16 protein-coding genes are annotated in these 22,303 nt (G+C 68.9%); 4 read left to right on the top strand and 12 right to left on the bottom strand.

What is annotated here, in order from left to right; translation table 11 throughout:
* Positions 1 to 7 precede the first annotated feature (7 nt).
* From CVV76_RS08595 to CVV76_RS08585, 3 genes are all read left to right on the top strand, one after another.
* Positions 8 to 796 carry an SDR family oxidoreductase gene (locus tag CVV76_RS08595; RefSeq protein WP_102224229.1) on the top strand — a complete coding sequence of 263 codons (789 nt, stop codon included), beginning with the start codon at positions 8 to 10 and terminating at the stop codon, positions 794 to 796.
* 303 nt (positions 797 to 1,099) lie between these two features.
* Positions 1,100 to 3,043 (top strand): excinuclease ABC subunit UvrC, encoded by a 1,944-nt coding sequence (gene uvrC / locus CVV76_RS08590; RefSeq protein ID WP_102224228.1) that lies wholly within the window; start codon positions 1,100 to 1,102, stop codon positions 3,041 to 3,043.
* Between the two features lie 141 nt (positions 3,044 to 3,184).
* Positions 3,185 to 4,159, top strand: a complete 975-nt coding sequence (locus CVV76_RS08585) for a quinone oxidoreductase family protein (protein ID WP_102224227.1) — start codon at positions 3,185 to 3,187, stop codon at positions 4,157 to 4,159.
* A 45-nt stretch (positions 4,160 to 4,204) separates the two neighbouring features.
* Here CVV76_RS08585 and CVV76_RS08580 read toward each other — a convergent pair whose 3' ends face one another.
* The 5 genes from CVV76_RS08580 to CVV76_RS08560 form a co-directional block, all read right to left on the bottom strand.
* A complete protein-coding gene (locus tag CVV76_RS08580; protein WP_102224226.1) occupies positions 4,205 to 4,786 on the bottom strand; it encodes an amino acid synthesis family protein in 582 nt (193 codons plus the stop codon).
* Positions 4,779 to 5,663 carry a UPF0280 family protein gene (locus tag CVV76_RS08575; RefSeq protein WP_199178540.1) on the bottom strand — a complete coding sequence of 295 codons (885 nt, stop codon included), beginning with the start codon at positions 5,661 to 5,663 and terminating at the stop codon, positions 4,779 to 4,781. Before CVV76_RS08575 ends, CVV76_RS08580 begins: the two co-directional genes overlap by 8 nt.
* Positions 5,663 to 7,138 carry a 6-hydroxynicotinate reductase gene (locus CVV76_RS08570; RefSeq protein ID WP_233192783.1) on the bottom strand — a complete coding sequence of 492 codons (1,476 nt, stop codon included), beginning with the start codon at positions 7,136 to 7,138 and terminating at the stop codon, positions 5,663 to 5,665. The genes CVV76_RS08575 and CVV76_RS08570 overlap by 1 nt, the downstream gene beginning before the upstream one ends.
* Positions 7,139 to 7,244: 106 nt before the next feature.
* Positions 7,245 to 9,983 (bottom strand): molybdopterin-dependent oxidoreductase, encoded by a 2,739-nt coding sequence (locus CVV76_RS08565; RefSeq protein WP_102224223.1) that lies wholly within the window; start codon positions 9,981 to 9,983, stop codon positions 7,245 to 7,247.
* Positions 9,980 to 10,822, bottom strand: a complete 843-nt coding sequence (locus CVV76_RS08560) for an FAD binding domain-containing protein (RefSeq protein ID WP_102224222.1) — start codon at positions 10,820 to 10,822, stop codon at positions 9,980 to 9,982. The genes CVV76_RS08565 and CVV76_RS08560 overlap by 4 nt, the downstream gene beginning before the upstream one ends.
* Positions 10,823 to 11,033: 211 nt before the next feature.
* Here CVV76_RS08560 and CVV76_RS08555 point away from each other — a divergent pair, with 211 nt between their 5' ends.
* Positions 11,034 to 11,495, top strand: a complete 462-nt coding sequence (locus tag CVV76_RS08555; protein ID WP_102224221.1) for a MarR family winged helix-turn-helix transcriptional regulator — start codon at positions 11,034 to 11,036, stop codon at positions 11,493 to 11,495.
* Positions 11,496 to 11,547: 52 nt separating this feature from the next.
* Here the strand turns inward: CVV76_RS08555 and CVV76_RS08550 are convergent, their stop codons facing one another.
* From CVV76_RS08550 to CVV76_RS08520, 7 genes are all read right to left on the bottom strand, one after another.
* Complete coding sequence (locus tag CVV76_RS08550) at positions 11,548 to 13,839, bottom strand: xanthine dehydrogenase family protein molybdopterin-binding subunit (protein ID WP_158243121.1); 2,292 nt, start codon at positions 13,837 to 13,839, stop codon at positions 11,548 to 11,550.
* Positions 13,840 to 14,066: 227 nt separating this feature from the next.
* Positions 14,067 to 15,548 (bottom strand): c-type cytochrome, encoded by a 1,482-nt coding sequence (locus tag CVV76_RS08545; RefSeq protein WP_102224219.1) that lies wholly within the window; start codon positions 15,546 to 15,548, stop codon positions 14,067 to 14,069.
* Position 15,549: 1 nt separating this feature from the next.
* Positions 15,550 to 17,142: a GMC family oxidoreductase gene (locus CVV76_RS08540; protein ID WP_102224218.1), complete on the bottom strand. Its 1,593-nt coding sequence runs from the start codon at positions 17,140 to 17,142 to the stop codon at positions 15,550 to 15,552.
* A gap of 56 nt (positions 17,143 to 17,198) precedes the next feature.
* A complete protein-coding gene (locus CVV76_RS08535) occupies positions 17,199 to 17,750 on the bottom strand; it encodes a sugar dehydrogenase complex small subunit (RefSeq protein ID WP_269844483.1) in 552 nt (183 codons plus the stop codon).
* 242 nt (positions 17,751 to 17,992) lie between these two features.
* On the bottom strand, positions 17,993 to 19,000 hold the full coding sequence (locus tag CVV76_RS08530; protein ID WP_102224216.1) for a LacI family DNA-binding transcriptional regulator: 1,008 nt from the start codon (positions 18,998 to 19,000) through the stop codon (positions 17,993 to 17,995).
* An 84-nt stretch (positions 19,001 to 19,084) separates the two neighbouring features.
* Complete coding sequence (locus tag CVV76_RS08525; protein WP_102224215.1) at positions 19,085 to 20,134, bottom strand: SDR family oxidoreductase; 1,050 nt, start codon at positions 20,132 to 20,134, stop codon at positions 19,085 to 19,087.
* A 316-nt stretch (positions 20,135 to 20,450) separates the two neighbouring features.
* Positions 20,451 to 22,250: an NAD(P)/FAD-dependent oxidoreductase gene (locus CVV76_RS08520; RefSeq protein ID WP_102224214.1), complete on the bottom strand. Its 1,800-nt coding sequence runs from the start codon at positions 22,248 to 22,250 to the stop codon at positions 20,451 to 20,453.
* Between the last annotated feature and the right edge of the window lie 53 nt (positions 22,251 to 22,303).

Here is a 22,303-nt window from a genome sequence, read left to right as displayed (position 1 = left end):
GAACGTGATGCAGCCTGGCAAGGCATTGGTGACGGGCGCGGGCAAGCGCCTCGGGCGGGCGATGGCCCTGTATCTCGGGCAGCGGGGGTTCGACGTGGCGGTGCATTACGCCACCTCCGCCGACGCCGCGGAAGAGGTCGTGGCGGAGCTGCGCGCCATGGGCCGCACCGCCACGGCCCTGCAAGCCGACCTGCTGGACGAAGACGCAACCGGCACGCTGGTCGGCCGCGCGGCAGAGGCGCTGGGGGGCCCGCTTACCGTGCTGGTCAACAATGCCTCGATCTTCGAATACGACAATGTGCGCAGCATGAGCGCGGAAAGCTGGAACCGGGCGATCGGGTCGAACCTGCGCGCCCCGGTGCAGCTTGCGCAGGCCTTCGCCGAACAGGCCCCCGGCGCCATCGCGGATGCGGCGGGTGAGCCGGTGGCGCAGGCGATGGTTCTGAACATGATCGACCAGCGCGTCTGGAAACTGACGCCAGAGTTCATGTCCTACACCATCGCCAAGATGGGACTGTGGGCCTTTACCCGTACCGCGGCGCAGGGCCTTGCGCCCGACGTCCGCGTCAACGCCATCGGCCCGGGGCCGACGCTGAAGGGCGCCCGGCAGAGCGACGAACACTTCTCCCGGCAGCGCGCGGCGACCGTCCTGCAGCGCGGATCGGGGCCCGACGACATCGTTGCGGCGCTTGGATTCTTCCTCGATTCGCCGGCGGTTACGGGGCAGTTGATTTGCCCGGACGGGGGGCAGCACCTGGCCTGGCAGACCCCCGACATCCTGGGCGTGGAGAGTTGAACCAGGGCGCTCACGCGGGGCCGCACGGCCACTTGTCCACCCCCGCCGAAAGTTTCACACAAACGTTAGGAATCTGTTAGAAAAATCAGGAACTTGCATGGGCTATAAAATTTTTCCGCTTGAAATCAGTCGGTTATGATTGCGCTCATTTTTTCAGCATCCTAATGAATCCGCAAGAATCCTTCGAAAAATCAGGGCCGCCGGAAAGTTGCCACCAGACTTATCCACAAAATCCGTGGACAGCTTTTCTCTTGTCAACCTCGCCAATAGATTGCAGCCCGAAAGGGAATCGTAAGCTACGTTATGACTGAAAGCCCCTCTCCCGATTCGCCCGAAAGTCCGCGGCAGGATGCGGATGCGACGGATGCGCCTTCCCCCGATGCGGCGACCGCCGGCAGCGGCCCGGTGGCGACCGGTCAGGCGGTGATTCAATCGTACCTCAAGACGCTCGACGGCTCGCCCGGGGTCTACCGGATGCTGAACGAGAAGTCCGAGGTGCTCTACGTCGGCAAGGCGCGCAACCTGCGGGCCCGGGTGTCGAACTATGCCCGTCCCACCGGCCATTCGCAGCGCATCGCCCGGATGATCCGCGAGACGGCGTCGATGATGTTCCTCACGACCCGGACCGAGACCGAGGCGCTGCTACTGGAACAGAACCTGATCAAGCAGCTCAAGCCGCGCTACAACGTGCTGCTTCGCGACGACAAGTCGTTCCCCAACATCCTGATCAGCCGCACCCACGATTTTCCGCAGATCAAGAAGCACCGCGGCAAGCGCACGGAAAAGGGCCGCTATTTCGGCCCCTTCGCCTCCGCCGCCGCGGTGAACCGCACGCTGAACCACCTGCAGCGGGTCTTCCTGCTCCGCAACTGCACCGACTCGATGTTCGAAAGCCGGACACGGCCCTGCCTGCTCTACCAGATCAAGCGGTGCTCGGCGCCCTGCGTCGGCCGCATCGACCACGATGCCTACGAGGCGCTGATCGAGGATGCCGAGGCGTTCCTCGAAGGCAAGACCACGAAGATCCAGGCCAGCCTCGCCGCCGAGATGCAGGAAGCCTCGGACGCGATGGAATTCGAACGCGCGGCGGCCCTGCGCGACCGGATCAAGGCGCTGACCCAGGTACAATCCGCCCAGGGGATCAACCCGCAGGGCGTGGCCGAGGCAGACGTGATCGCGGTGCACGTCGAGGGCGGGCAGGCCTGCGTTCAGGTTTTCTTCATCCGAGGCCACCAGAGCTGGGGCAACCACGATTTCTACCCCCGCACCGGCTCGGGCGCCGAGGAGGGCGAGATCCTCGAGGCGTTCCTCGCGCAGTTCTACGAGAACCGCCCGCCGCCGCGGCTGGTGCTGACCTCGCACCCGGTCGAGGAGCATGACCTCGCCCATGAGCTTCTGTCGGCCCGCGCCGGACGGAACGTGGAACTGGCCGTACCCAAGCGCGGCGAGAAGGCCGAGCTGGTGGAAAACGCCGCACGAAACGCCCGTGAGAGCCTGGCGCGCAAGATGGCCGAAAGTGCCAGCCAGACGCGCCTGCTGACCGGGCTGGGCGAGGCCTTCGATCTTGACGGCCCGCCGCAACGGATCGAGGTCTACGACAACTCGCATATCCAGGGCACGAACGCGGTGGGCGCGATGATCGTGGCGGGGCCCGAGGGGTTCCTGAAAAGCCAGTACCGCAAGTTCAAGATCAAGGGGACCGAGATCACACCCGGCGACGATTTCGGCATGATGAAGGAGGTGCTGACCCGCCGCTTCACGCGCTTGCTGAAGGAAGACCCCGACCGCGAACTGGGCACCTGGCCGGATCTTCTGCTGATCGACGGCGGCGCCGGGCAGGTTTCCGCGGTGCAGGAGATCATGGAGGAGATGGGGGTCGAGGATATCCCGATGATCGGCGTGGCAAAGGGCATCGACCGTGATGCCGGCAAGGAGGAATTCTACCGCCCCGGCCAGCGGCCCTTTGCGCTGCGCCACAACGATCCGGTGCTCTACTTCGTCCAGCGCCTGCGCGACGAGGCGCACCGCTTCGTCATTGGCACCCACCGCGCGGCCCGCGCCAAGTCGATGAGCGCGAACCCCCTGGACGACGTGCCGGGCGTGGGGGCATCGCGCAAGCGGGCGCTGCTCGCGCATTTCGGCTCGGCCAAGGCGGTGACGCGGGCGGGCCTGTCCGATCTGCAGGCGGTCGAGGGGATCTCGGACACCATTGCCCAGACCATCTACGACTTCTTCCATCACGACTGAGGCGCCCCGCCCCGCCGCCTCTACGCCACCCCGCCGGACGGACATGGGGCTGGACGCGGCCCACGCCCCGGCTATCTGCTTGCGACATCCGGGCGACCGCGGCGCCGCCCGAAGACCGGCAGACACGAAGGGAGGATCACCATGGCAAGAACCGCGATCATCGAGGCCCAGGGCGGGCCGGAGGAGTTCAAGATCGTCGACCTAGAGGTCGGCGCCCCCGGCCCGGGCGAAATCCGCATCCGGCACGAGGCCGTGGGCCTCAATTTCATCGACGTCTACCAGCGCTCGGGCGTCTACAAGCTCGACATGCCGCATGCGCTGGGGATGGAGGCCGCGGGCGTGGTCACCGCCGTGGGCGAGGGTGTCACCCACCTCAAGGAGGGCGACCGCGCCGCCTATGCCGCCACCCCGCCCGGCGCCTATTGCGAGGAACGGGTGATGCCCGCCGCGCAGGTCTGCCCGCTGCCCGACGGGATCTCGTTCGAGGAAGGCGCGGCGATGATGCTCAAGGGCATGACGGTGGTCTACCTGTTCGAGCGGACGGTGCCGCTGAAGGCCGGCGACTGGGTGCTGTTCCATGCCGCGGCGGGCGGCGTCGGCCTCATTGCCTGCCAATGGGCAAAGGCGCGCGGCATCCACCTGATCGGCACCGCCGGAACCGACGAGAAATGCGCGCTGGCCAAGGACGCCGGCGCAGAACATGTCATCAACTACCGCACCGAGGATTTCGTGGCCCGGGTGAAGGAGATCACCGGCGGTCGCGGGGTCGATGTGGTGATGGATTCGGTCGGCAAGGACACGTTCGAGGGCTCGCTCAAGTGCCTGCGTCCGGTGGGCATGATGATCTCGTTCGGCAATGCCTCGGGCGTGGTGCCGCCCTTCGACCTTGGCCGCCTCGGCGCGATGGGGTCGCTGCAGGTGACGCGGCCCACCCTCTTCACTCACATCGCCCGACACGAGACCTGTCAGGCGATGGCGAAGCAGCTGTTCGATATGGTCGTCAGCGGCAAGGTGAAGATCGCGATCGACCAGCGTTTCCCGCTGGAGCAGGTGGCCGAGGCGCATCGCACGCTCGAGGCGCGCAAGACCACGGGTGCCACGATCCTGACGCTCTGAGCCCAGCCAAGGCGCAGGTTTCGGGGCAAGTTTCGGGGATGGGCTTCAGCGCAGCCCGTCCTCGCCCTTCACCTGCGCCACACTCAGCCCGCCCATGCGGTCATGCACCCGGCCGCCCCGCGCCATCGCCAGCGCGAACAGGATCTCGCCCGTCCGGGGGCCATCGGGCAGGCCCACCTCGATCGCATCGAAATGGCTGCGGACATAGGCTGCGTTGATATGGCCCAGCGGCACGTCGAGGCGCGCACCCATGCCGCCCACCTTCATCGCCGAGGGCACGATCGCCTTGGCCTCGCCCAGCCGCTCGCGCATCGCGTAGCCGCCCGGCACGTGCCACAGCGCGCCATGCTCGATCTCGCCGCCCTCGCCGACGATGGCGCCCTTGCCGTAGCTGTCGATGCCCGCAAGGCCGCCCATCGCCGCGATCAGGCGATCGGTCAAAGCCAGCCCCAGCGGCTTCAGGTCTTCCATCGCCGGCTGAAGCTCCGGCTCGTAGCGGCCTGCGAAGGGGTTCGCGACCAGCGCCACGATGGCCCCCCTCTGGCGCGGGGTGGCGGCGGCGGGGCCACCCTCGTGGTGGATTTCCTCGAGGAAGATCATGGTCTTGCGGATGGTGAAGTCAGGCATCAAGGTCCTCCGGATCAGGGGCGGGCACGGCAACCGTCGCAGGGGCAGCCACCTTGGCGGCGCCTGTCGCGGTGGGCACGGATTCCGTCGCCCGGGTCTCCCCCGCAAGCGACAGGAAGGCGGCGCCGATCAGGCCCCGCGCGTGATATCGGTGCGCCGCAGCAAGACCACGGTCAAGCGCGGCCCCAACCTCGTCGCGCGAGAGCGTTCCGACGGCAACGGTGACGAGGCGGCTGCCCAGATCGCTGTCAGGCGCCAGCTCCCGCGCGGGCCGGCGCACGATCGCGCAATGGCCCGGCAGATCGACGGCATTGGCGATCATCGTGGCGGCGGCGTCGGCCTCGGCCGCGGTGCGCGCGATGACGGTCACCGCATCGGCGATGCCGAGCGAGTGACTGCGCCCGCGCCAACCCGAGGTGGCGATGCCGCGCCACGGTTGGTCCGAGGTCAGGCCCAGCCCGGCAGCCCCCCCTGCGATGGCGGCGGACAGGCGCGCGTCGCCCGCCAGATGACAGGCGATGTCGCCGCCGTTGTTCACATGCGCCTTGGTCAGCCCCGGCACGGCGGCCATCGCCGCCAGCACCGCATCGGCCACCGCCCCCGCGACGGCGGCCATCGGGGTGATGAATTCCCCGGCATAGGGCGCGACCGCGGCGGCCATCGCCCGGGCGACGGGACCGGAGGGGGCCTGCGGCGCGGCAGACCGCAACACCGGGAGCTCGGCGACGAGCTCCTCCAGAAGGCCGCTGAAACGTGCCATGGCCTGCGCGTAGGCCAGCTCGCGCACCTCGGAATTGGCCCAGAGGATCAGGTCGATCGGCCCGTGGTTCAGGTGCAGCCGCGCGCCGTCGGGCAGGTATCCGGCCTGCACGGCCATCACCCCTTCGCCGGCGGCGCGACGGCGCGCCAGTCCGCCCCGTATTCGCCACCCTCCTCCAGCACCTGCCTGAGCGGGCGGATCGCCCCCTCGTGCCCACCCAGTGCAAGGTAATCCGCCCGGCTCATCGTGAATTCGAGCGGCGCCACCAAGGCGGGCGTCGGCACATGGCCGAAGGCATCGCCGGGCGTCTCCAGCACATCGACGAGGAAGGTGATCCCCCCACCGGGCCAGACCCAGGCCGGCGCGCCGCCGCAGGTGACGGTCGCCCGCCCGTCCTGCACCGCGCGTGTAAGGCGGACGGGGTTGCGCGTGGCGCCAGAGCGCAGGCTGCCCCCCGCCCCGCCGGTGAACATCACCGTGCACATCGCCGGTTCGCAATTCTCGGCGATCAGCGCGACCGAGGGGGTTAGCGTGGACGGCATAGGCTGCGGCGTCGGCACCAGGGCGTCATCGAGGACATAATAGGCCGCGTGCTCTCCCGTGGTCGACACCATCAGCAGCGACAGCCCCGGCCGCGCTCCCTTCTTCGCGTTCCATTCGCCCAGGATCGTCAGCGGGTCGTCGATATCCGTGCCGCCCCAGCCAAGGCCCGGCGCGGCCACCTGGAAATAGCGCCCGGGCGTGGACCGCCGGCCCTTGATGCGGATCCCGGTGTCGGGCCAGCCCAGCACCTTGCCCGCCTGATGTTCGCTGACCACGCCGGTGATGTGGTCATCCACCACCACCACCTCGTCGACCAGCCCCTGCCACTGCGCGGCAAACATCCCGATGGTGGCCGAGCCACAGCCGACCCGCATGCGCTCCTCGCGCACCCCGTCGACGATGGGCGCACAGCCGGCCTGCACCACCACCCTGGCGCCCGCATCGATCGTCAGCTCCACCGCCGCGCGGTTGCACAGCGCCATCAGCGCATCGCAGGTCGCCCGCCCCTCGGCCTTCGACCCGCCGGTCAGGTGATCGACCCCCCCCAGCGACAGCATCTGCGATCCGTATTCCGAGGTCACGACAAGGCCCACCGCCTCGCCCCCCGCGCGCACCACCGCGCCCTCGTCGCCGAGATGCCGGTCGGTGTCGATCTTCACCTTGACGCCGCAATAGGAATAGATCGCCTCGGTCACCACGGTGACCACGTCGACCCCCTCTATCTCGCGGCTGACGATGAAGGGCGCGGGCTTGTAATCGGGATAGGTCGTCCCCGCCCCCACGGCCGAGACGAACAGGTCCGCATCCGACAGCGTGCCATCCCAATCGGCCCTGAGGAAGGGGCGGATCTCACCCCCCGCCTCCAGCCGCCGGTCAAGCACCGTGGCCGGATCGCAGCGCACGATCCTGCCGCCGTGGTTGGCGTAACGGTCGCAGGCGCCGGTGCGGCCCTCGGCGACGTAGCACATCACCGGGCAGGCATCGCACCGGATCTTCTCGGCGCGCATCCGGTCGCCGGGCAACGCCCCCTCCGACGTGTCCGCACGCATGTCATGGGCCGGATCGGTCATGGGTGGCCCCCTGTGCTGTTCCAGGCGACGCAGACAAATTCCTTCGAAGGAATTTGCAAAACTCTTCGAAGAGTTTTGTCCACCCTCATCGTCCCGCCTCCCGGATCGCCCGGAGCACCCTGTGCGGCAGCGCCGGCAGATGCGTGACCCGCGCGCCGCTGGCATGGCGGATCGCCGACAGGATCGCCGGGGCCGTCGGGATCAGCACGTGCTCGCCCAGGCCCTTGGCGCCCAACGGCCCCTTGGGATCGGGCACCTCGATCAGGATCGGGTCGATCCGCGGCATGTCGCCGGTCGTGGGGATCAGATAATCGTGCAGGTTCTCGGTCCGGCCCGGCACGTATTCCTCCATCAGCGCCATCCCGAGGCCCTGCGCGATCCCGCCCTCGATCTGTCCCAGTGCCAGCAACGGGTTCACCACCCGGCCCAGGTCATGCGCCGCGGTGATCCGCCCGACCTTCACGGTTCCCAGCATCATGTCCACCGCCACCTCGGCCAGGTGCGCGCCGTAGCCGTAGACGGCATAGGGCACGCCCTGCCCGTTCTCGTCGAGCGGTTCGGTCGGCGGGTCGTAGCTCTCCTCGGCCATGAGAACATAGCCCTGCGCCCCCGCAGCGAGGTCGGCCAGTGCGATCTCGGCCGTGCCGGTACGGTCGGCGACCAGCAGCTTCCCGGGCGCGAGCGTGATCCGCGCATCGTCGCCCCGGTTGGTCCGCGCAAGGATCTGCGCCCTGAGCGCCCACCCCGCCCGCAGCGCGGCATTGCCCGTCACCACCGTCTGGCGCGAGGCAGAGGTCTTGCCGCAATCCGGCGTCAGGAAGGTGTCCGGCCCGACCAGCGCGATCTCTGCCACCGCGACGCCAAGCGCATCGGCGAAGATCTGCGGGATCACGGTGTTGGAGCCCTGCCCGATATCCGTCGCCCCCTGGTGCAGCACCAGCCGCCCATCCCGGGTGATCCCCGCCCGCACGGTCGAGGGGTTCGGCAGCGCCGTGTTGCCGCAGCCGTACCAGCAGCTTGCCACCCCGATCCCGCGCTTCACCGTGCCCCCTGCCGCGTTGAACTCCGCGACCTCGGCCAGCGCCGCCTCCCATCGCGGCGTCAGCGCGTCGAGGCAGGCGCCGATCCCCACGCCCCGCATCTCCTGGCCGCAGACGGAGCGTTCGCCCTCGGCCAGCGCGTTCAGGCGGCGGAAGGCAAGCCGGTCCATCCCCAGCGCCTGTGCAAGGTCGTCATAGGCCGCCTCCTGCACCACCGCCGCCTGCGGCACGCCAAAGCCGCGGAAGGCCCCGGCGACGGGGTTGTTGGTGTGCATCGCCACCGTCTCGGCACGGTAATTGGGGGTGCGGTATGGGCCGGAGGCATGCACCGGCACCCGGTTCGCCACTGTCGGGCCCCAGCTTGCATAGGCGCCGGTGTCGAAGGTGCCCTCGAAATCCATGCCGCAGATCCGGCCCGAGGCATCGGCGCCGATCCGGGCGCGCATCCGCGCCGGGTGGCGCTTGGTGGTGGATTGCATCGATTCCGTCCGGCTGTAGACCATCCGGCAGGGCCGCCCGGTCTTCAGCGCCGCAAGCCCGATCAGCGGCTGCAACGACACGTCCAGCTTCGATCCGAAACCGCCGCCCACCGCCGAGGGAATGATCCGCACCTTGCCTGGCGCGAGGCCCAGCACCCGGGCCACGTCGTCGCGGTCCATCACCGGCGCCTGGGTACAGGCGCGGATCGCCAGCACGTCGCCTTCCAGCCAGGCAAGGCCGGCCTCGGGTTCGATATAGGCGTGTTCCACGAAGGAGGTGCGCGCCGTGGCCTCAGCCACATGGGCGGCGCCCGCCAGCCCCACCGCCGCATCGCCCTGCACCACCCGGCCCCGGGTCAGCACGTTGTCGGGCCGGGCGGCCAGCACCGCCCGCGCCCCCGCCGCGGCCTCGGGGTCGGTCACCGGGTCGAGCGGCTCCCAGATCACGGGAAAGTCGTCGAGGTCGAGCGTGGCCATCACCTCGGCCTCGCCCACCACGATCGCGATCGCCTCACCGCGCAGCCGCGCCTCGCCCTCTGCCAGCGCGGGCTGGTCGGCGAAGGGCGGGATCACACCGAACCGGTTCTCGCCCGCGATATCGGCAGCGGTGAAGACCCGAACCTGCCGCGGCCCGGCCCAGTCGATCAGGTCACCGAAGACGAAGCGGGCCGCCGGATGTGGCGCACGGACCGCCCGGACCACCAGCGCCCCGGCGGGCCAGAGATCTGCGCCGAATGCCTCGGTCCCGTCGACCTTGGGCAGGCCGTCGAGCCGCTCCAGCGCGGCGCCGACGGCGGCCCCCGCCGAGGGTGCGGGTCCCACCATGTCGCGCCCCGCATCGCAGACCGCGGCGATGATCCGGCCGTACCCGGTGCAGCGGCAGAGCACTCCGCCGAGGGCGGCGCGGGCCTGGTCTTCCGTCGGTGTGGCGACCTCCTTCAGAAGGGCCGTGGCGGCCATCAGCATCCCCGGCGTGCAGATCCCGCATTGCGCCGCTCCGTGCCGCAGGAAGGCGCGCTGCAGCGCCCCCAGCGCCGCGCCGCCCTCCGCGGTCTGCGACAGCCCTTCCACGGTGCGGATCTCGCATCCCTCGGCCTGAGCCGCGGGGGTGAGACAGGCACAGACGGGGGCGCCGTCGATCAGCACGGTACAGGCACCGCAATCGCCCGCGTCGCAGCCAACCTTGGTTCCCGTCAGGCCCAGATCCTCGCGCAGCACGTCGGACAACCGGCGCGCGGGATCGGCGGCGACGGGGCGCGCCGCGCCATTGACGGTCAGTCGGATCATCGGCACCGCACGGTTCATCGCATCCCCTCCGCCGCCAGGCCACGCAGCGCACGGCGCACCAGTTCCACCGCGACGACACCCCGGTATTCCGCGTCGCCCCGCACGTCGCCGATCGGCGCCAGCGCGGGGGCGACCAGCGCCTCGCTGACCGCAGCCGCCGCGTCTTCTGGCGCGATCCCAGCAAGCGCCGCCTCGAGCGCCGGCAGCCGCGACGCGACCGGGCCGCAGGCCCCGACGGCCACCGCGGCACGGTCGATCCGCCCGCCCTTCACCACCAGACGCGCCGCCACCATGGCGATCGAGATCACGAGGTAGCGCCGCGCGCCCAGCTTCAGGAAAGCGCCCCGCCCCGCCGCAGCATGGCTCGGCACATGGATCGCCACCAATACCTCGCCCGGCGCCAGCGCGGTCCGGCGTGCGCCGGCAAGGAAGGCCGCCAGCGGCAGCCGCCGCATCCCCGCGGGGCCGGCCAGCTCCACCTCGGCCTCCAGCGTCAGCAGGCCGGGCACACCATCCGCCGCGGGCGAAGCGTTGCACAGGTTGCCGCCCAGCGTGCCGGCATTCTGGATCTGCACCGAACCGACCTCGCGCGCCGCGGCCTTGAGCCCGTCAAAGGCCGGCGGAAGCGCCGCCGAGAGCACCTCGGACCAGCGCACCGCCGCGCCGAAGCGCCAGCCGCCGCGCGTCTCGGAGATGCCGCGCATCTCGGCCACGCGGGTGAGGTCGATCACCGGTCCACTCAACGCTTGGCGCCGGGTCGCGGGGAACAGGTCGGTACAGCCCGCCGCCACCACGCCACCCTCGGCCAGAAGGCCGATCGCCTCGGTCAGGGAGGCGGGGCGGTGCCAGGCGGACATGACGGGACCTCCTCGGAGATTGTTCGCATACAAACACTGTGCCCCTGCCCCCGGACCTGTCAATCGCCAATGTCGAATGGGGGCGGCCCCGCATCGCCACTGCCCGGGAATTCACCACGGCGGCGCGACGGACACGATTTCACCACCCGTTCACCGCCCGCGCGATTTCCCGCTTGCGCGAGGCGCGCATTGCCACAAGGATCGGATCAGGATGGAGATTTCGGACAAGACCGCACCCGGCGGGGCAGCGCGAGAGGCAGGGGAGATCGGCTACACGCTCGACACCCAGGTGGGCTTTCTGCTGCGGCGCGCGACGCAGCGCCACCTCGCGATCTTCGCGGGGCGCATTCCCGATCTGACCGCGACCCAGTTCGCCGCGCTGGCCAAGCTGTGCGAGGCCGGGCCGCAATCGCAGAACGCCCTGGGGCGTCTGACGGCGATGGATGCGGCGACGATCAAGGGGGTGGTTGACCGGCTGCGGGCCAAGGGCCTCGTCGCCGCACGCAGGGATCCTGACGACCAGCGCCGCATCACCCTTGCCCCCACACCCGAGGGCCGCGCCGCCTTCGACGCCTCGGTCGGGGCGGCCCATGCGATCACCGCCGAGACGCTGGCACCGCTGACCGAGGCAGAGCGGAAGACCTTTCTCGACCTGCTGATCAGGCTGACCTGACGCCGCCGCGGGGCTGACTTCGGCGCGCCCCGATGCCGCGGGGCCCGCGGCCTCAGGCGCCCTTTCCGGCGGCGATGAGCGCGCCCCAGATCCGCGCGGGCGTCGCGGGCATGTCGAGATGCGCCACGCCCTCGGGTGCCAGCGCGTCCATCACCGCGTTCATCGCCGCCGGAAGCGATCCCACGGTCCCCGCCTCGCCCACGCCCTTGGCCCCCAGAAGGTTTCCGGGCGAAGGCACGCCGCGCAATTCGATGTCCACCCGGTGCATCAGGTCCGCACGCGGCATCGGGTAGTCCATGAAACTGCCCGACAGAAGCTGCGCATCGCCGTCGTAATGCGCCATTTCGCCGAAGACCTGCCCCAGCCCCTGTGCCAGCCCGCCGATGATCTGCCCCTCGACCAGCGTCTTGTTCATCACCGTGCCGCAATCGTCGACCGAGGTGTAGCGCAGGAGGGCACACGCCCCGGTCTCGGGGTCGATCTCGACCTCGGCCACGTGCATGCCCGAGGGGAAAGCGCGCGGCCCCGGCAATTCAGCCATGGTGTCAAGCTGGCCGGGCAGCTCCGCCGCGATGTCGGCGAGTGACAGCGACCGGTTGGACCCCTCGGCGGAGAAGAGGCCGTCGTCGTAGCTTAGCGCCTCGGGCGACAGGTCCATCAGCTCCGCCGCAAGCGACCGCGCCTTGGCAAGCATCTGGCGCCCGGCCTCGGTGGTGGTGCTGCCCTGCGCCATCATGCTGCGCGACCCGAAGGCGCCGCCGCCCGTGATCCGCGGACTGTCCGAGCGCCCGCCCTTAAGGCGGATCCTGTCGGGCGCCATTCCCAGCTGCGCGCCCAGCATCTCGGGGAACACCGTCTCGTGCCCCTGCCCCGAGGCCACGGCGGCGGTGTGAATCGTCAGCATGCCGTCCACTTCCCATGTCAGGGCGACCTGGTCGACCTGCGTGCCCCCGCCCGCCGGTTCGATGAACAGCGCACAACCAAGGCCACGCAGCTTGCCCTGCGCGCGGGACGCGGCGCGGCGGGCGTCGAACCCGTCCCAATCCGCGCGGGCCAGTGCGGCGTCGATCAGGCTGCCGAAATCGGCGCTGTCGTAGGAGGTGGGCGCCGGCATCGCCGGAATGTCGTAGGGGAAGGCCGCCACGGGGATCATGTTGCGGCGGCGCAGGTCGATCCGGTCGAACCCGGTCTGGCGCGCCGCCTCGTCCACCAGCCGCTCCACCACATAGGCCATGTCGGGCCTGACCGCGCCACGATAGGCCGACACCGGCGTGCGGTTGGTCAGCACCAGCCGGATCGTCCCGCCGACCGCGGGGATCGCATAGGCGCCGAAGGCCATCTGAAGCGGGTTCTGTATCGCCGTCACCGGGCCCGCGGCCGAGACATGCCCGCCCATGTCGGCCAGAATGTCGTGCCGGATCCCGACGAACCGACCCTCGGCATCCAGCCCCAGTTCCGCGCTCAGGGTCAGCCCCCGGCCCTGGTAATCCGACAGGATCGATTCCGACCGTGACGAGACCCACTTCACCGGCCGCCCCACCCGCTTCGCGGCCAGCGCGACGGCGGTGTATTCGGGATAGATCTGACCCCGCACCCCAAAGGCGCCGCCCACGTCCTCGGCGTGCAGGCGCATCTGATCGGGGCCGAGGCCCGTCACCGCGGCCAGCCCGCCGCGCAGGGGCGTGATCCCCTGGCTCGGGCTCCAGAGGTCGAGAATATCGCCATCCCAGCGCGCCAGCACCGCCTTCGGCTCCATCGGGTTGCCCAGTAGACGCGGGCTTTCCAGCGTGATCCTGACCCGGTGCGCGGCACCCTCGATCGCGGCCTCCACCGCCACCGCATCGCCAAAGTCGAGCGTGAAGGCGGTGTTGCCGGGGATCTCGTCATGGATCAGCGGCGCGCCCCCTGCCAGCGCGGCGGGCATGTCGGGGACGACCTCCAGCCCCTCCAGATCCGGCACGATCAGATCCAGCGCGTCGCGCGCCTGCGCCTCGGTCTCGGCCACGACGATGGCCATCGGCTCCCCCACATACCGCACGCGATCGGTGGCGAGCGCCGGCTTGTCGGCAACCAAAAGCGAGGATCCGCCGCGCCCCTTGAATGGCATCGGCGCCACGCCGCGGCGATAGCCCGCGGCCTCCATGTCGGCGCCGGTGAGCACGGCGAGCACGCCCTCCGCTGCCTCCGCCTCGGCGGTGTCGATGCCGCGGATCACCGCATGGGCCACGTCGGAGCGCAGGAAAGCGGCCCAGGCCTGCCCCGGTAGCGAATGGTCGGCCGTATAACTGCCCTGCCCCGTCAGCAACCGGGGATCTTCGCGCCGCCCGTTGAAGCGTTCCGTCATGTGCTGCCTCCGCGCTGCTGGTGGATCGGCCCTGCGGCCCGGGCAAAGCATAGGGCGCGGCGCGCCGAGCACCAGAGGCGCCGGTAGCGGGCCAGTCACGGCCACAATCACGGGCCGACCTCGGATCACGGCGCCAGGCCCGGGCGCCCGGCAAAACGAAAACGGCGCGCCAGCTTCCCGGCGCGCCGTTCCCCGTTTCATGTGTCGGGGCCTCATATGGCGGGGTCTCAGACCGCGGCCGATTTCCTCCGGCGCGACATCACCACCGCGGCGATGATCAGCAGGATCACGATCACCGCGACCGCCACGCCGACCCAGAACAGCGTCGCCGCGTTCCGGATAAGCCAGGGCGCGGCGCCGCCCGCCTCGATCTGCGGGATGTCCGCGGCGGTCAGCTTGGCCGAGCCGTTGCCGAAGGTCGCCGTGACGTAATTCGCGACCGAGGCGATCTGGGCATCGCTGAGCGTGTCGTGGATCACCTGGTTCGAGGCGCTGAAGGCCGGCATCACGGCCATGCCGTCGGCGCCCTTGCGGTGGATCCCGTCGACGATCGCCATCACCACGTTGTTCGGCTTCGGCGCCCCCACCGCGCTGTTGTTGGTCAGCGTCGGGTAGTGGCCGTCGTCCGAGCCCTGCCCGTTGATCCCGTGACAAGCCGCGCAGGCGGTGTTGTAAAGCTGTGCGCCGTCGGTGTTGTCGGTCGCGCGGTAGCCCGGCTTGTCCGCGGCCACCATGCCCGGCTCGATCTTGGTCCAGTCCACCGGCTGCGCCTTGCCCACCGCCCAGGAGGGCTTCGACTGGCCTTCGGTCCGGATCGGCGGGACGGTGCGCAGATAGGCGGTGATCGCCGCGATGTCCTGGTCACTGAGGTAGTGCAGCGAATGGGTGATCGCGTCGGCCATCGGGCCACCGGCCTGCGCCTTGCCCTTGGCATGGCCGTTCTTCAGGTAGCTCTCGATCTCGGCATCCGACCAGCCGCCAAGGCCGCTGACCTTGTCCGAGGTCAGGTTCGGCGCCTCCCAGCCGTCGACATTGGCGCCAGCAAGGTACTTGCCGTTGTCGGTCGCCATGAAGGCGTTGCGCGGGGTGTGGCAGGTCGAGCAATGGGCAAGGCCCTGCACGAGGTACTTGCCGCGGTTCTGCTGCGCGTCAAGCTTGGGGTCGTCCTTGAACGGCCCGGAATTGGCAAAGATCAGGTCCCATCCCATCATCATGCCGGGCAGGTTGAACGGGAACTTCAGCGAGGTCTTGACCGAGGGCGCCGCGTCCACCGGCTTGACCTGCCTGAAGTAGGCGTAAAGCGCCTTCATGTCCGCATCCGTGATCCTGGCGTAGGACGGGTAAGGCATCGCCGGGTAGAGGTGGCTGCCGTCGGGCCGCACCCCCTTGCGCACAGCGCGGGCGAATTGTTCCTCGGTCCAGTTGCCGATGCCGAACCGCTTCGACGGCGTGATGTTCGACGAGACGATCTTGCCCATCGGCATCGAGAAGACATAGCCTCCCGCCATCGGCTTGCCGTCGCGGGCGGTGTGACAGGCGGCGCAATCGCCGGCCCGGGCAAGGTATTCGCCCCTGGACACCAGACCGCCCCCCGCATCCTGCGCCAGCACGGGCAGCGCGAGGCCCAGGGCGAAGACCGAGACGATGACCGGGACGATGGCCGGGACGAGCGCGGCGAAGCCTGCGCGTTTGAGACGTGTCAGGCGCATCTCAGACCTCCTTCGCGATGACATCGGCCGAGCGGATCGCCAAGGCGACTGCGGTCAGCGTCGGGTTGACCACCCCGGCGGCGGGAATGACGCCGACCGAGGCCACGAACAGGTTGTCGTGGTCCCAGCTCCGGCCCTCGTGGTTCACCACCGAATCCTTGGCGTCGGCCCCCATGATGAGCGTGCCCATCAGGTGGTCGTGGTTCTCGAAGCCGTGGATCTTGGCGATCGTGCCGCCCATCCGCTTCGCCATGTCCTGATACATCTCTCGCGCGACCACGGCGCCGGCCTTGACGTAATCGTCGACGTCGAAGTGGATCTTGATGCCCGGGTTGCCCAGGCTGTCCTTCCACGCCGGGTTCGGCTGGATACGGTTCGCGGGCGAAGGCAGCATCTCAAGGAACGAATAGACGAACTGGTAGCGCGCGCTGTCGCGCATGATGCGCGCGTCCAGTTCCTTGCCCATCAGCCCCTCGTTGATCGCGGCCTCGGCCAGCGAGATCTGCGGGTTGCCGTTGGCCAGCGCGGTCTTGTTGGCCGAGTGTTCCTTGCGGAAATCGCCATCGCGCCAGTTCATGATGGTCAGCTGCTGCACCGGGCCGCGGCCCGACCACATCGCATCCTCGCCGGCCATCAGGTCCATGCCGATGCCGATGTGGTCCATCAGGTTGCGGCCCACCATGTCGGACGAGTTGCCCACCTCGTTCATCATCATCAGCTTCGCCGTCTCGAAGCTGTGGGCGGCAAGGACGAACACCTTGGCGGTAAGCTTCGTCTCCTTGCCCTCCGGCGTCATGTAGCTGACCGACCTGACCTTCTTGCCGTCGCCGACCTCGATCCTGGTCACCACCGCCTCGGTGATCAGCCTGGCGCCCGCGCGCACGGCCTTATCGGCATGGATCGAGCCGTTGTAGAGTGTGCCGATCGGACAGACCTGATCGCAGTTGTTGTTGCCCTCGCAGGCCGGGCGGCCATCCCACGGCTTGTGGATGCGCACCGTCGGCTCGGTGCACATCGCGTAGTCCTGCGTGCCCAGGGCATCGTGCATCTTCTGGGCGTTGTAGGTGAACTTCTCGGCGTTGATCGGGTAAGGTTTCGACCGCCGCGGATAGGCTTGGCCCTTGTGCGTGCCCGACTGGTCCTCGCCGTCGCCGCCCGAGATCCCAAGCTGATACTCCGCCCGGGTATAATAGGGTTCCAGGTCGTCATAGCCGATCGGCCAGTCGCGCCCCTTGCCGTAAAGGCTGTTGAGCTTGAAATCGTTCGGGATGTAGCGCCAGGTCGCCCCGCCCCAGTGCCAGGTGGTGCCGCCCACCAGCTTCAGCATGCCCGGCATCATCTCGAAGCTGCCGGTGTTCTGCAGGTAGCCGGGCTGATAGCTGGTCGGCGCCCAGGGGTTGTTGGGGTAGGGATCGTTGTGGTCGTAGTGACGGCCCGAATTGCGGAAGTTCATCAGGATCTTCCAGCGCGGAACCGACGGCCCCGCCTCGAGAAGGATCACCGACTTGCCTTGCCGGGCAAGCTCGTAGGCCGCGTTGGATCCGACCGCGCCGGAGCCGACGACGATCACGTCTGCGTCGAAATCTTGTGCCAAAGGGAATGTCCTTGATTGTGCTGGGCTGGCGGAGGGCTGGCTGTCCGGCGACCCGGTCAGATCCTCCCCGGCCTCTCGGCCCAGTAGCCGGTGCCCCAGCGCGAATAGCTGGGGATCGGGGTGTAGGGATGGGTCAGCTGGAAGGTCAGCGCCTGCGTGTAGGTCACGAACTTCACGTCATCGACCGACGACAGCGCCTTGGGCGTGCCCGAATAGCCGAGGTAGAGCGCCCCGATCAGCAGCTTTGCCGTATCCTTGAGATCGCCCTCGAACCCGGGCGCGTCCTTGAGCATCTCGACATCGGTGATGTTGTTGCTGGCCGCGAAATCCTGAAGCTTCGCCAGCGCCGCGGGAAAGCCGGGGTGGTTTTCTGTGATAGCGCTCCCGGCGCGTTCTGCCAGTGCCTGATCGACCTGCTTTCCGGTCACCAGATGGGCCATTTTCTGCAGGTCCGCGACATCGGTCGCCGCGGCCCCCGCCGCATGTGCCCCAACCGGGAGAACCGGCCCAGAGGCCACCGCCACAACGGCTGCAGTCCCCATGAGGAACCGCCTTCTATCTATAATTGCTGCCTTATCGGCCGTTCTTCCCGGGGAAGTGCTGTTCATCTGACGCTCCTGACCTTCCGGCTCCGCGTTGGCCCGGCCCTGCGTTCGCATCCTGCTGGAACAAGAAGAATGGAGGCGGAAGGAGCCCGGCGCTGTACACGCGTCTATTTACTCGCGTGCCCGGTAGCATCAAGCGGAATCCCGCCAATATTTGAGAGCGCTCTCATGTCGCATGGCGAAATGCCGCAAATCAAGGGGATAGCCCCGATCACAAAATCGCTATTCTCTGGAAACCCGGCGCGTCAGCCGACCGGCGGTGCGCTCGATCCGCGCCGCACCAGTGTTACGGGAACGACTCGGGCCGTTGCCGGGAGGTCCTTGCCGTCGCTGCGCAGCCGTTCCTCCAGCAGCGCCACGGTATCGCGCCCGAAATCGCCCGAGGGCTGGTGCACCGATGTCAGCGACAACGATTCCGAGCGCGCGTCGAGCGAGTCGTCGAAGCCCACGACCGACACGTCCTCGGGCACCCGGTAGCCGAGGCCGCGCAGCTGGTTGATCGCGCCGATGGCGATCCGGTCGTTGGCGCAGAAGATTGCGGTGGGGCGCTGCGGCCGCGCCATCAGGGCATTCACCCCGTCGCGGCCACCGTCCAGGTCGAACCATCCCTCGTGGATCAGCGCGGGAAGGCCCGCGGCCTCCATTGCGGCGCGGTAGCCCGCGCGCCGGCCGCCCGCTCCTGCCCCGCCGCCGCCGGTGATATGGGCGACCCGCCGGTGGCCGAGGCCCAGCAGGTAATCGGTCGCGGCCCGCGCGCCCACCTCGTCGTCGCCAAGGACGCAGCTGATCCCCAGATGCGTCACGTCGCTGCCGAGGTAGACGCAGGGCAGGCGCGCGCAGATCTGCTGCAAGAGTTCCAGGTCATGCGGCGTGCCGATCAGGATCGCCCCCTCTGCGCGCAGGTTCAGAAGACGCTCGGTCTCGGCCAGGCCCATGTCCTGCCCGACCTTGCCCAACTGGATCGCCGGATCGAAGCCCCGGCGCAGAAGCTCGTCCGAGATCGCCGAGGCCATCTCCATGTGATAGGGGTTCATAGGCTCGCCGATCATCACGCCGACGATCGAGCTGCGGTTGCTGGCCAACGCCCGGGCCGCGGCATTGGCGCGATACCCAAGCTCAGCCGCCGCCTTTTGCACCTGCTGGCGCTTGGCCTCGTTCACGCCGGCATCGCCGCGCAACGCCCGCGAGGCCTGCGCGCGCGAGACCCCGGCCTTCAGCGCGACATCGTCAAGTGTCGGATGGAATCGCTCCACGCCGCCCTGCTCCTCCTGTCCCGGCAGACTTCTGCCAGAACGCGGGGCGCGTCAAGATGCGCGGGGCCGTGCCCGGCCCTGCCCTCAGGGAATGATCTTGCGGTCGCGGAACTCGTCGAACAGCTTCAGGAACATGTCCGTGCTGTCGACCACCGGCGCAAATCCCGCCTGGCGGATCTTCGTCGTCGACGAGATCACATCCCAGTCGCAGTTGAAGATGAAGTCGCCAAAGCCCCAGGCCGCGATCTTGTCGAAGGGCACGTCGAGCAGACCGTGCTTTTGCCTGATCTTCTCCCACAGCGGGCCCTTGTCGGCCATCATCTCGGCCAGCGGGATCTGCCTCGGCTCTCCCGGATCCATGTCGAAATGCGCCGCGATGCGCTTCCACAGCGGGCGCCAGCGGAAGATATCGCCGTTCGTCAGGTTGTAGGCGGTGCCGCCCTGCGCCTCGGTCGCGGCCCAGGCCGACCCCTCGGCCAGCTGCGCGGCCGAGGTGACCTGCGCCAGCCGGTCGTAGCAGCGGGCGGAACCGGGAAAGCGTAGCGGCAGGCCCAGTTCACGGCAGATCGCGGCATAGACGGCGATCACCATGGCCAGGTTCATCGGGTTGCCGATGGCGAAACCGCAGACCACGTCGGGCCGCAGCACGACCTGGTCCCAGGCCTTGCCCGCGGCATGGCCGGTCAGCCAATCCTCCTGGTCGTAGTAGAACATCGGCGGCATGACGCGCGGGTCATCCTCATGCGCCGGGGTCGGAAAGGCCCCCAGATGCGCACCGTAATACTTCGCACCCTCATAGAGCACGACCCGCCGGAGCGCGGGCGAGGCAGCCTCGGCCCCGGCGACGAAATTCTGCAGCATGGCAAGGTTCACCGCGACCTGCTCGGCCGGATCGGCCTTTTCCTGGTAGGCGGCGAAGAACGCATGGGTGAAGGGCCCTGCCCCGGCCAGCGCGGCACGGGTCCCCTCCGCGTCGAGAAGGTCGACCGGAAGATAGCGCGCCCGGGTCTCGAAATCCGGCGTGCGGCGCGAGATCGCGGTGACCCGCCATCCCAGGCGGTCGGCAAGATGTGTGACGAGGCTGCGGCCGATCACGCCCAGCCCCCCGGCGACGAGTGCATGGTTTGTGGACATCACTGCTCCCTCTCCTGGCCTTGTCCGGGGCGGCGGTCGTTCCGCCCGGGATACGAGCTAGTTTTCGCTGCGGCGAAAAAACGGTGCGGCGCGTCAACGGACCTTTCGAGAAAATCGAAAGGTTGTGTAGGAACCGATCTGGCTGGGCGGCGCGCCTGGTGGGCGATGGCGGACCGGCGGGGGCGCTGCCCCCTGCACCCCCCGGGATATTTTCGCTCAGAAGAAGGCAGGAGGACTAGGTGCCGGAGGGACGGGCGGACCGCCCGGGTCCGGTGAAGGGGACCCGGGCGCGGAGGTGGCGTGAGCCGGGAGGGGCTCAGGCCAGGTGGTGCACCTCCTGCAGGCCATAGACGGGGGTGTCGAGCCCCTCCATCCGGGCCTTCAGCTGCAGCGCGAGGTAGAGCGAGTAGTGCCGCGACTGGTGCAGGTTGCCGCCGTGGAACCACAGGTTGGGCTGCTGCGTGGGCTTCCACATGTTGCGCTGTTCGCCCTCCCAGGGACCGGGATCCTTGGTGGTGGCAGACCCCAGGCCCCAGACCTTGCCCACCCTGTCGGCGACCTCCTGACTGATCAGGTCGGCGGCCCAGCCGTTCATCGAGCCGTAGCCGGTGGCCAACACCACGAGATCCGCATCCAGGTGCGTGCCGTCGGCCAGCACCACCCCGGTCTCGTCGAAACGCTCCACCTGGCCCTTCACCAGCTTGACCTTGCCGTCGATGATCAGCTGGCTGGCGCCGACATCGATGTAGTAGCCCGAGCCGCGGCGCAGGTACTTCATGAAGAGGCCCGAGCCGTCATCTCCCCAGTCGAGTTCGAACCCCGCCTTCTCCAGCCCCTCGTAGAAGGCGGCGTCGCGTTCGCGCATCTGGTCGTAGAGGGGGATCTGGAACTCGTGCATGATGCGGTAGGGCAGCGAGGCGAAGATCATGTCGGCCTTCTCGGTCGTCACGCCGTTCGCCACCGCCTCCTCGGAATAGAGCGCGCCGAGGCCGATCTCCATCAGGCTGTCGGAGCGCACGATATGGGTCGAGGAGCGCTGCACCATGGTCACGTCGGCCTCGGCCTCCCACAGCGCGGCGCAGATGTCGTGGGCCGAGTTGTTCGAACCGATCACCACGACCTTCTTCCCGGCCCAGTCGTCCGGCCCCTTGTGCTGCGAGGAATGCTGGATCGTGCCCCCGAAGCTGTCCATCCCGGGGAAGGACGGCATGTTCGGCTTGCCTGACATCCCGGTGGCGAGCACCAGCTGCGTGGGGGTGAGCGTGACCTTCTCGCCATCCCGGTCCACCGTCACCGTCCATTTCCCGGTGGCCTCGTCGAAGGCCGCCTTCTCGACGGTGGATCGGGTCCAGTAAGGGATTTCCATCACCCTAGTGTACCATTCCAGCCAGTCGCCCACCTTGTCCTTGGGGGTGAAGACCGGCCAGTTGTCGGGGAACTTGATGTAGGGCAGGTGGTCGTACCAGACCGGGTCATGCAGGCAGAGCGACTTGTAGCGGCTGCGCCACTGGTCGCCGGGGCGGTCGTGGCGGTCGATCACGATCGCCGGCACCCCGAGCTGCCTCAGCCGCGCTCCCAGCGCGATGCCGCCCTGCCCGCCGCCGACGATCACCGTGTAAGGCTGCACTTCCTGGCCCAGCATCGCCGCCTCCTCGTCGCGACGCTCCTTCCAGCTTTGGCGGTTGCGCTGCGCCCCGTGCTCGGCGCCCATGGGCCGGCGGGTGCCACGGCTCTCCTCGTAGCCCTTCAGCTCCTGCAAGGCGGTCAGCAGGGTCCAGATCCGGCCCTCCCTCAGCCGCACCAGCCCCCAGCCGCGCCCGGCCTTCGTCTCGAAGGTCAGCCAGGCGGTGATGACGCCGCCCTCCTCGGCGGGCGCCTCGCCCTCCTGCAGACGGAAGTTGCCCGGGCGGGTATGATCGAGCTGATGGCGCAGCATGTCGGCCACGCCCGCCGGCCCCTCGACCGTCCGGATGTTCCAGCTGACCGCAACCAGGTCGCGCCAGTAGCTGTCGGTGGCAAAAAGCGCCGCCGCGCGCTCCGGCTCGCCCGCAGCGAGTGCGGCGTTCAGGCTGTCGAGCACCTCCTCGGTGCGGGTCGTCACGGTGGAATCAAGCATCGCGTCTCCTCCTCTGCGCTTCGCTCGGGGCGGAGTATCGGCGCGAGGCGCGG

This window comes from Acidimangrovimonas sediminis (assembly GCF_002871005.1).
In the GTDB taxonomy this organism is placed as follows: Bacteria; Pseudomonadota; Alphaproteobacteria; order Rhodobacterales; family Rhodobacteraceae; genus Acidimangrovimonas; species Acidimangrovimonas sediminis.
Note: the sequence above shows the minus strand (reverse complement) of the source record. Positions and strands in the feature narration are given on the sequence as shown.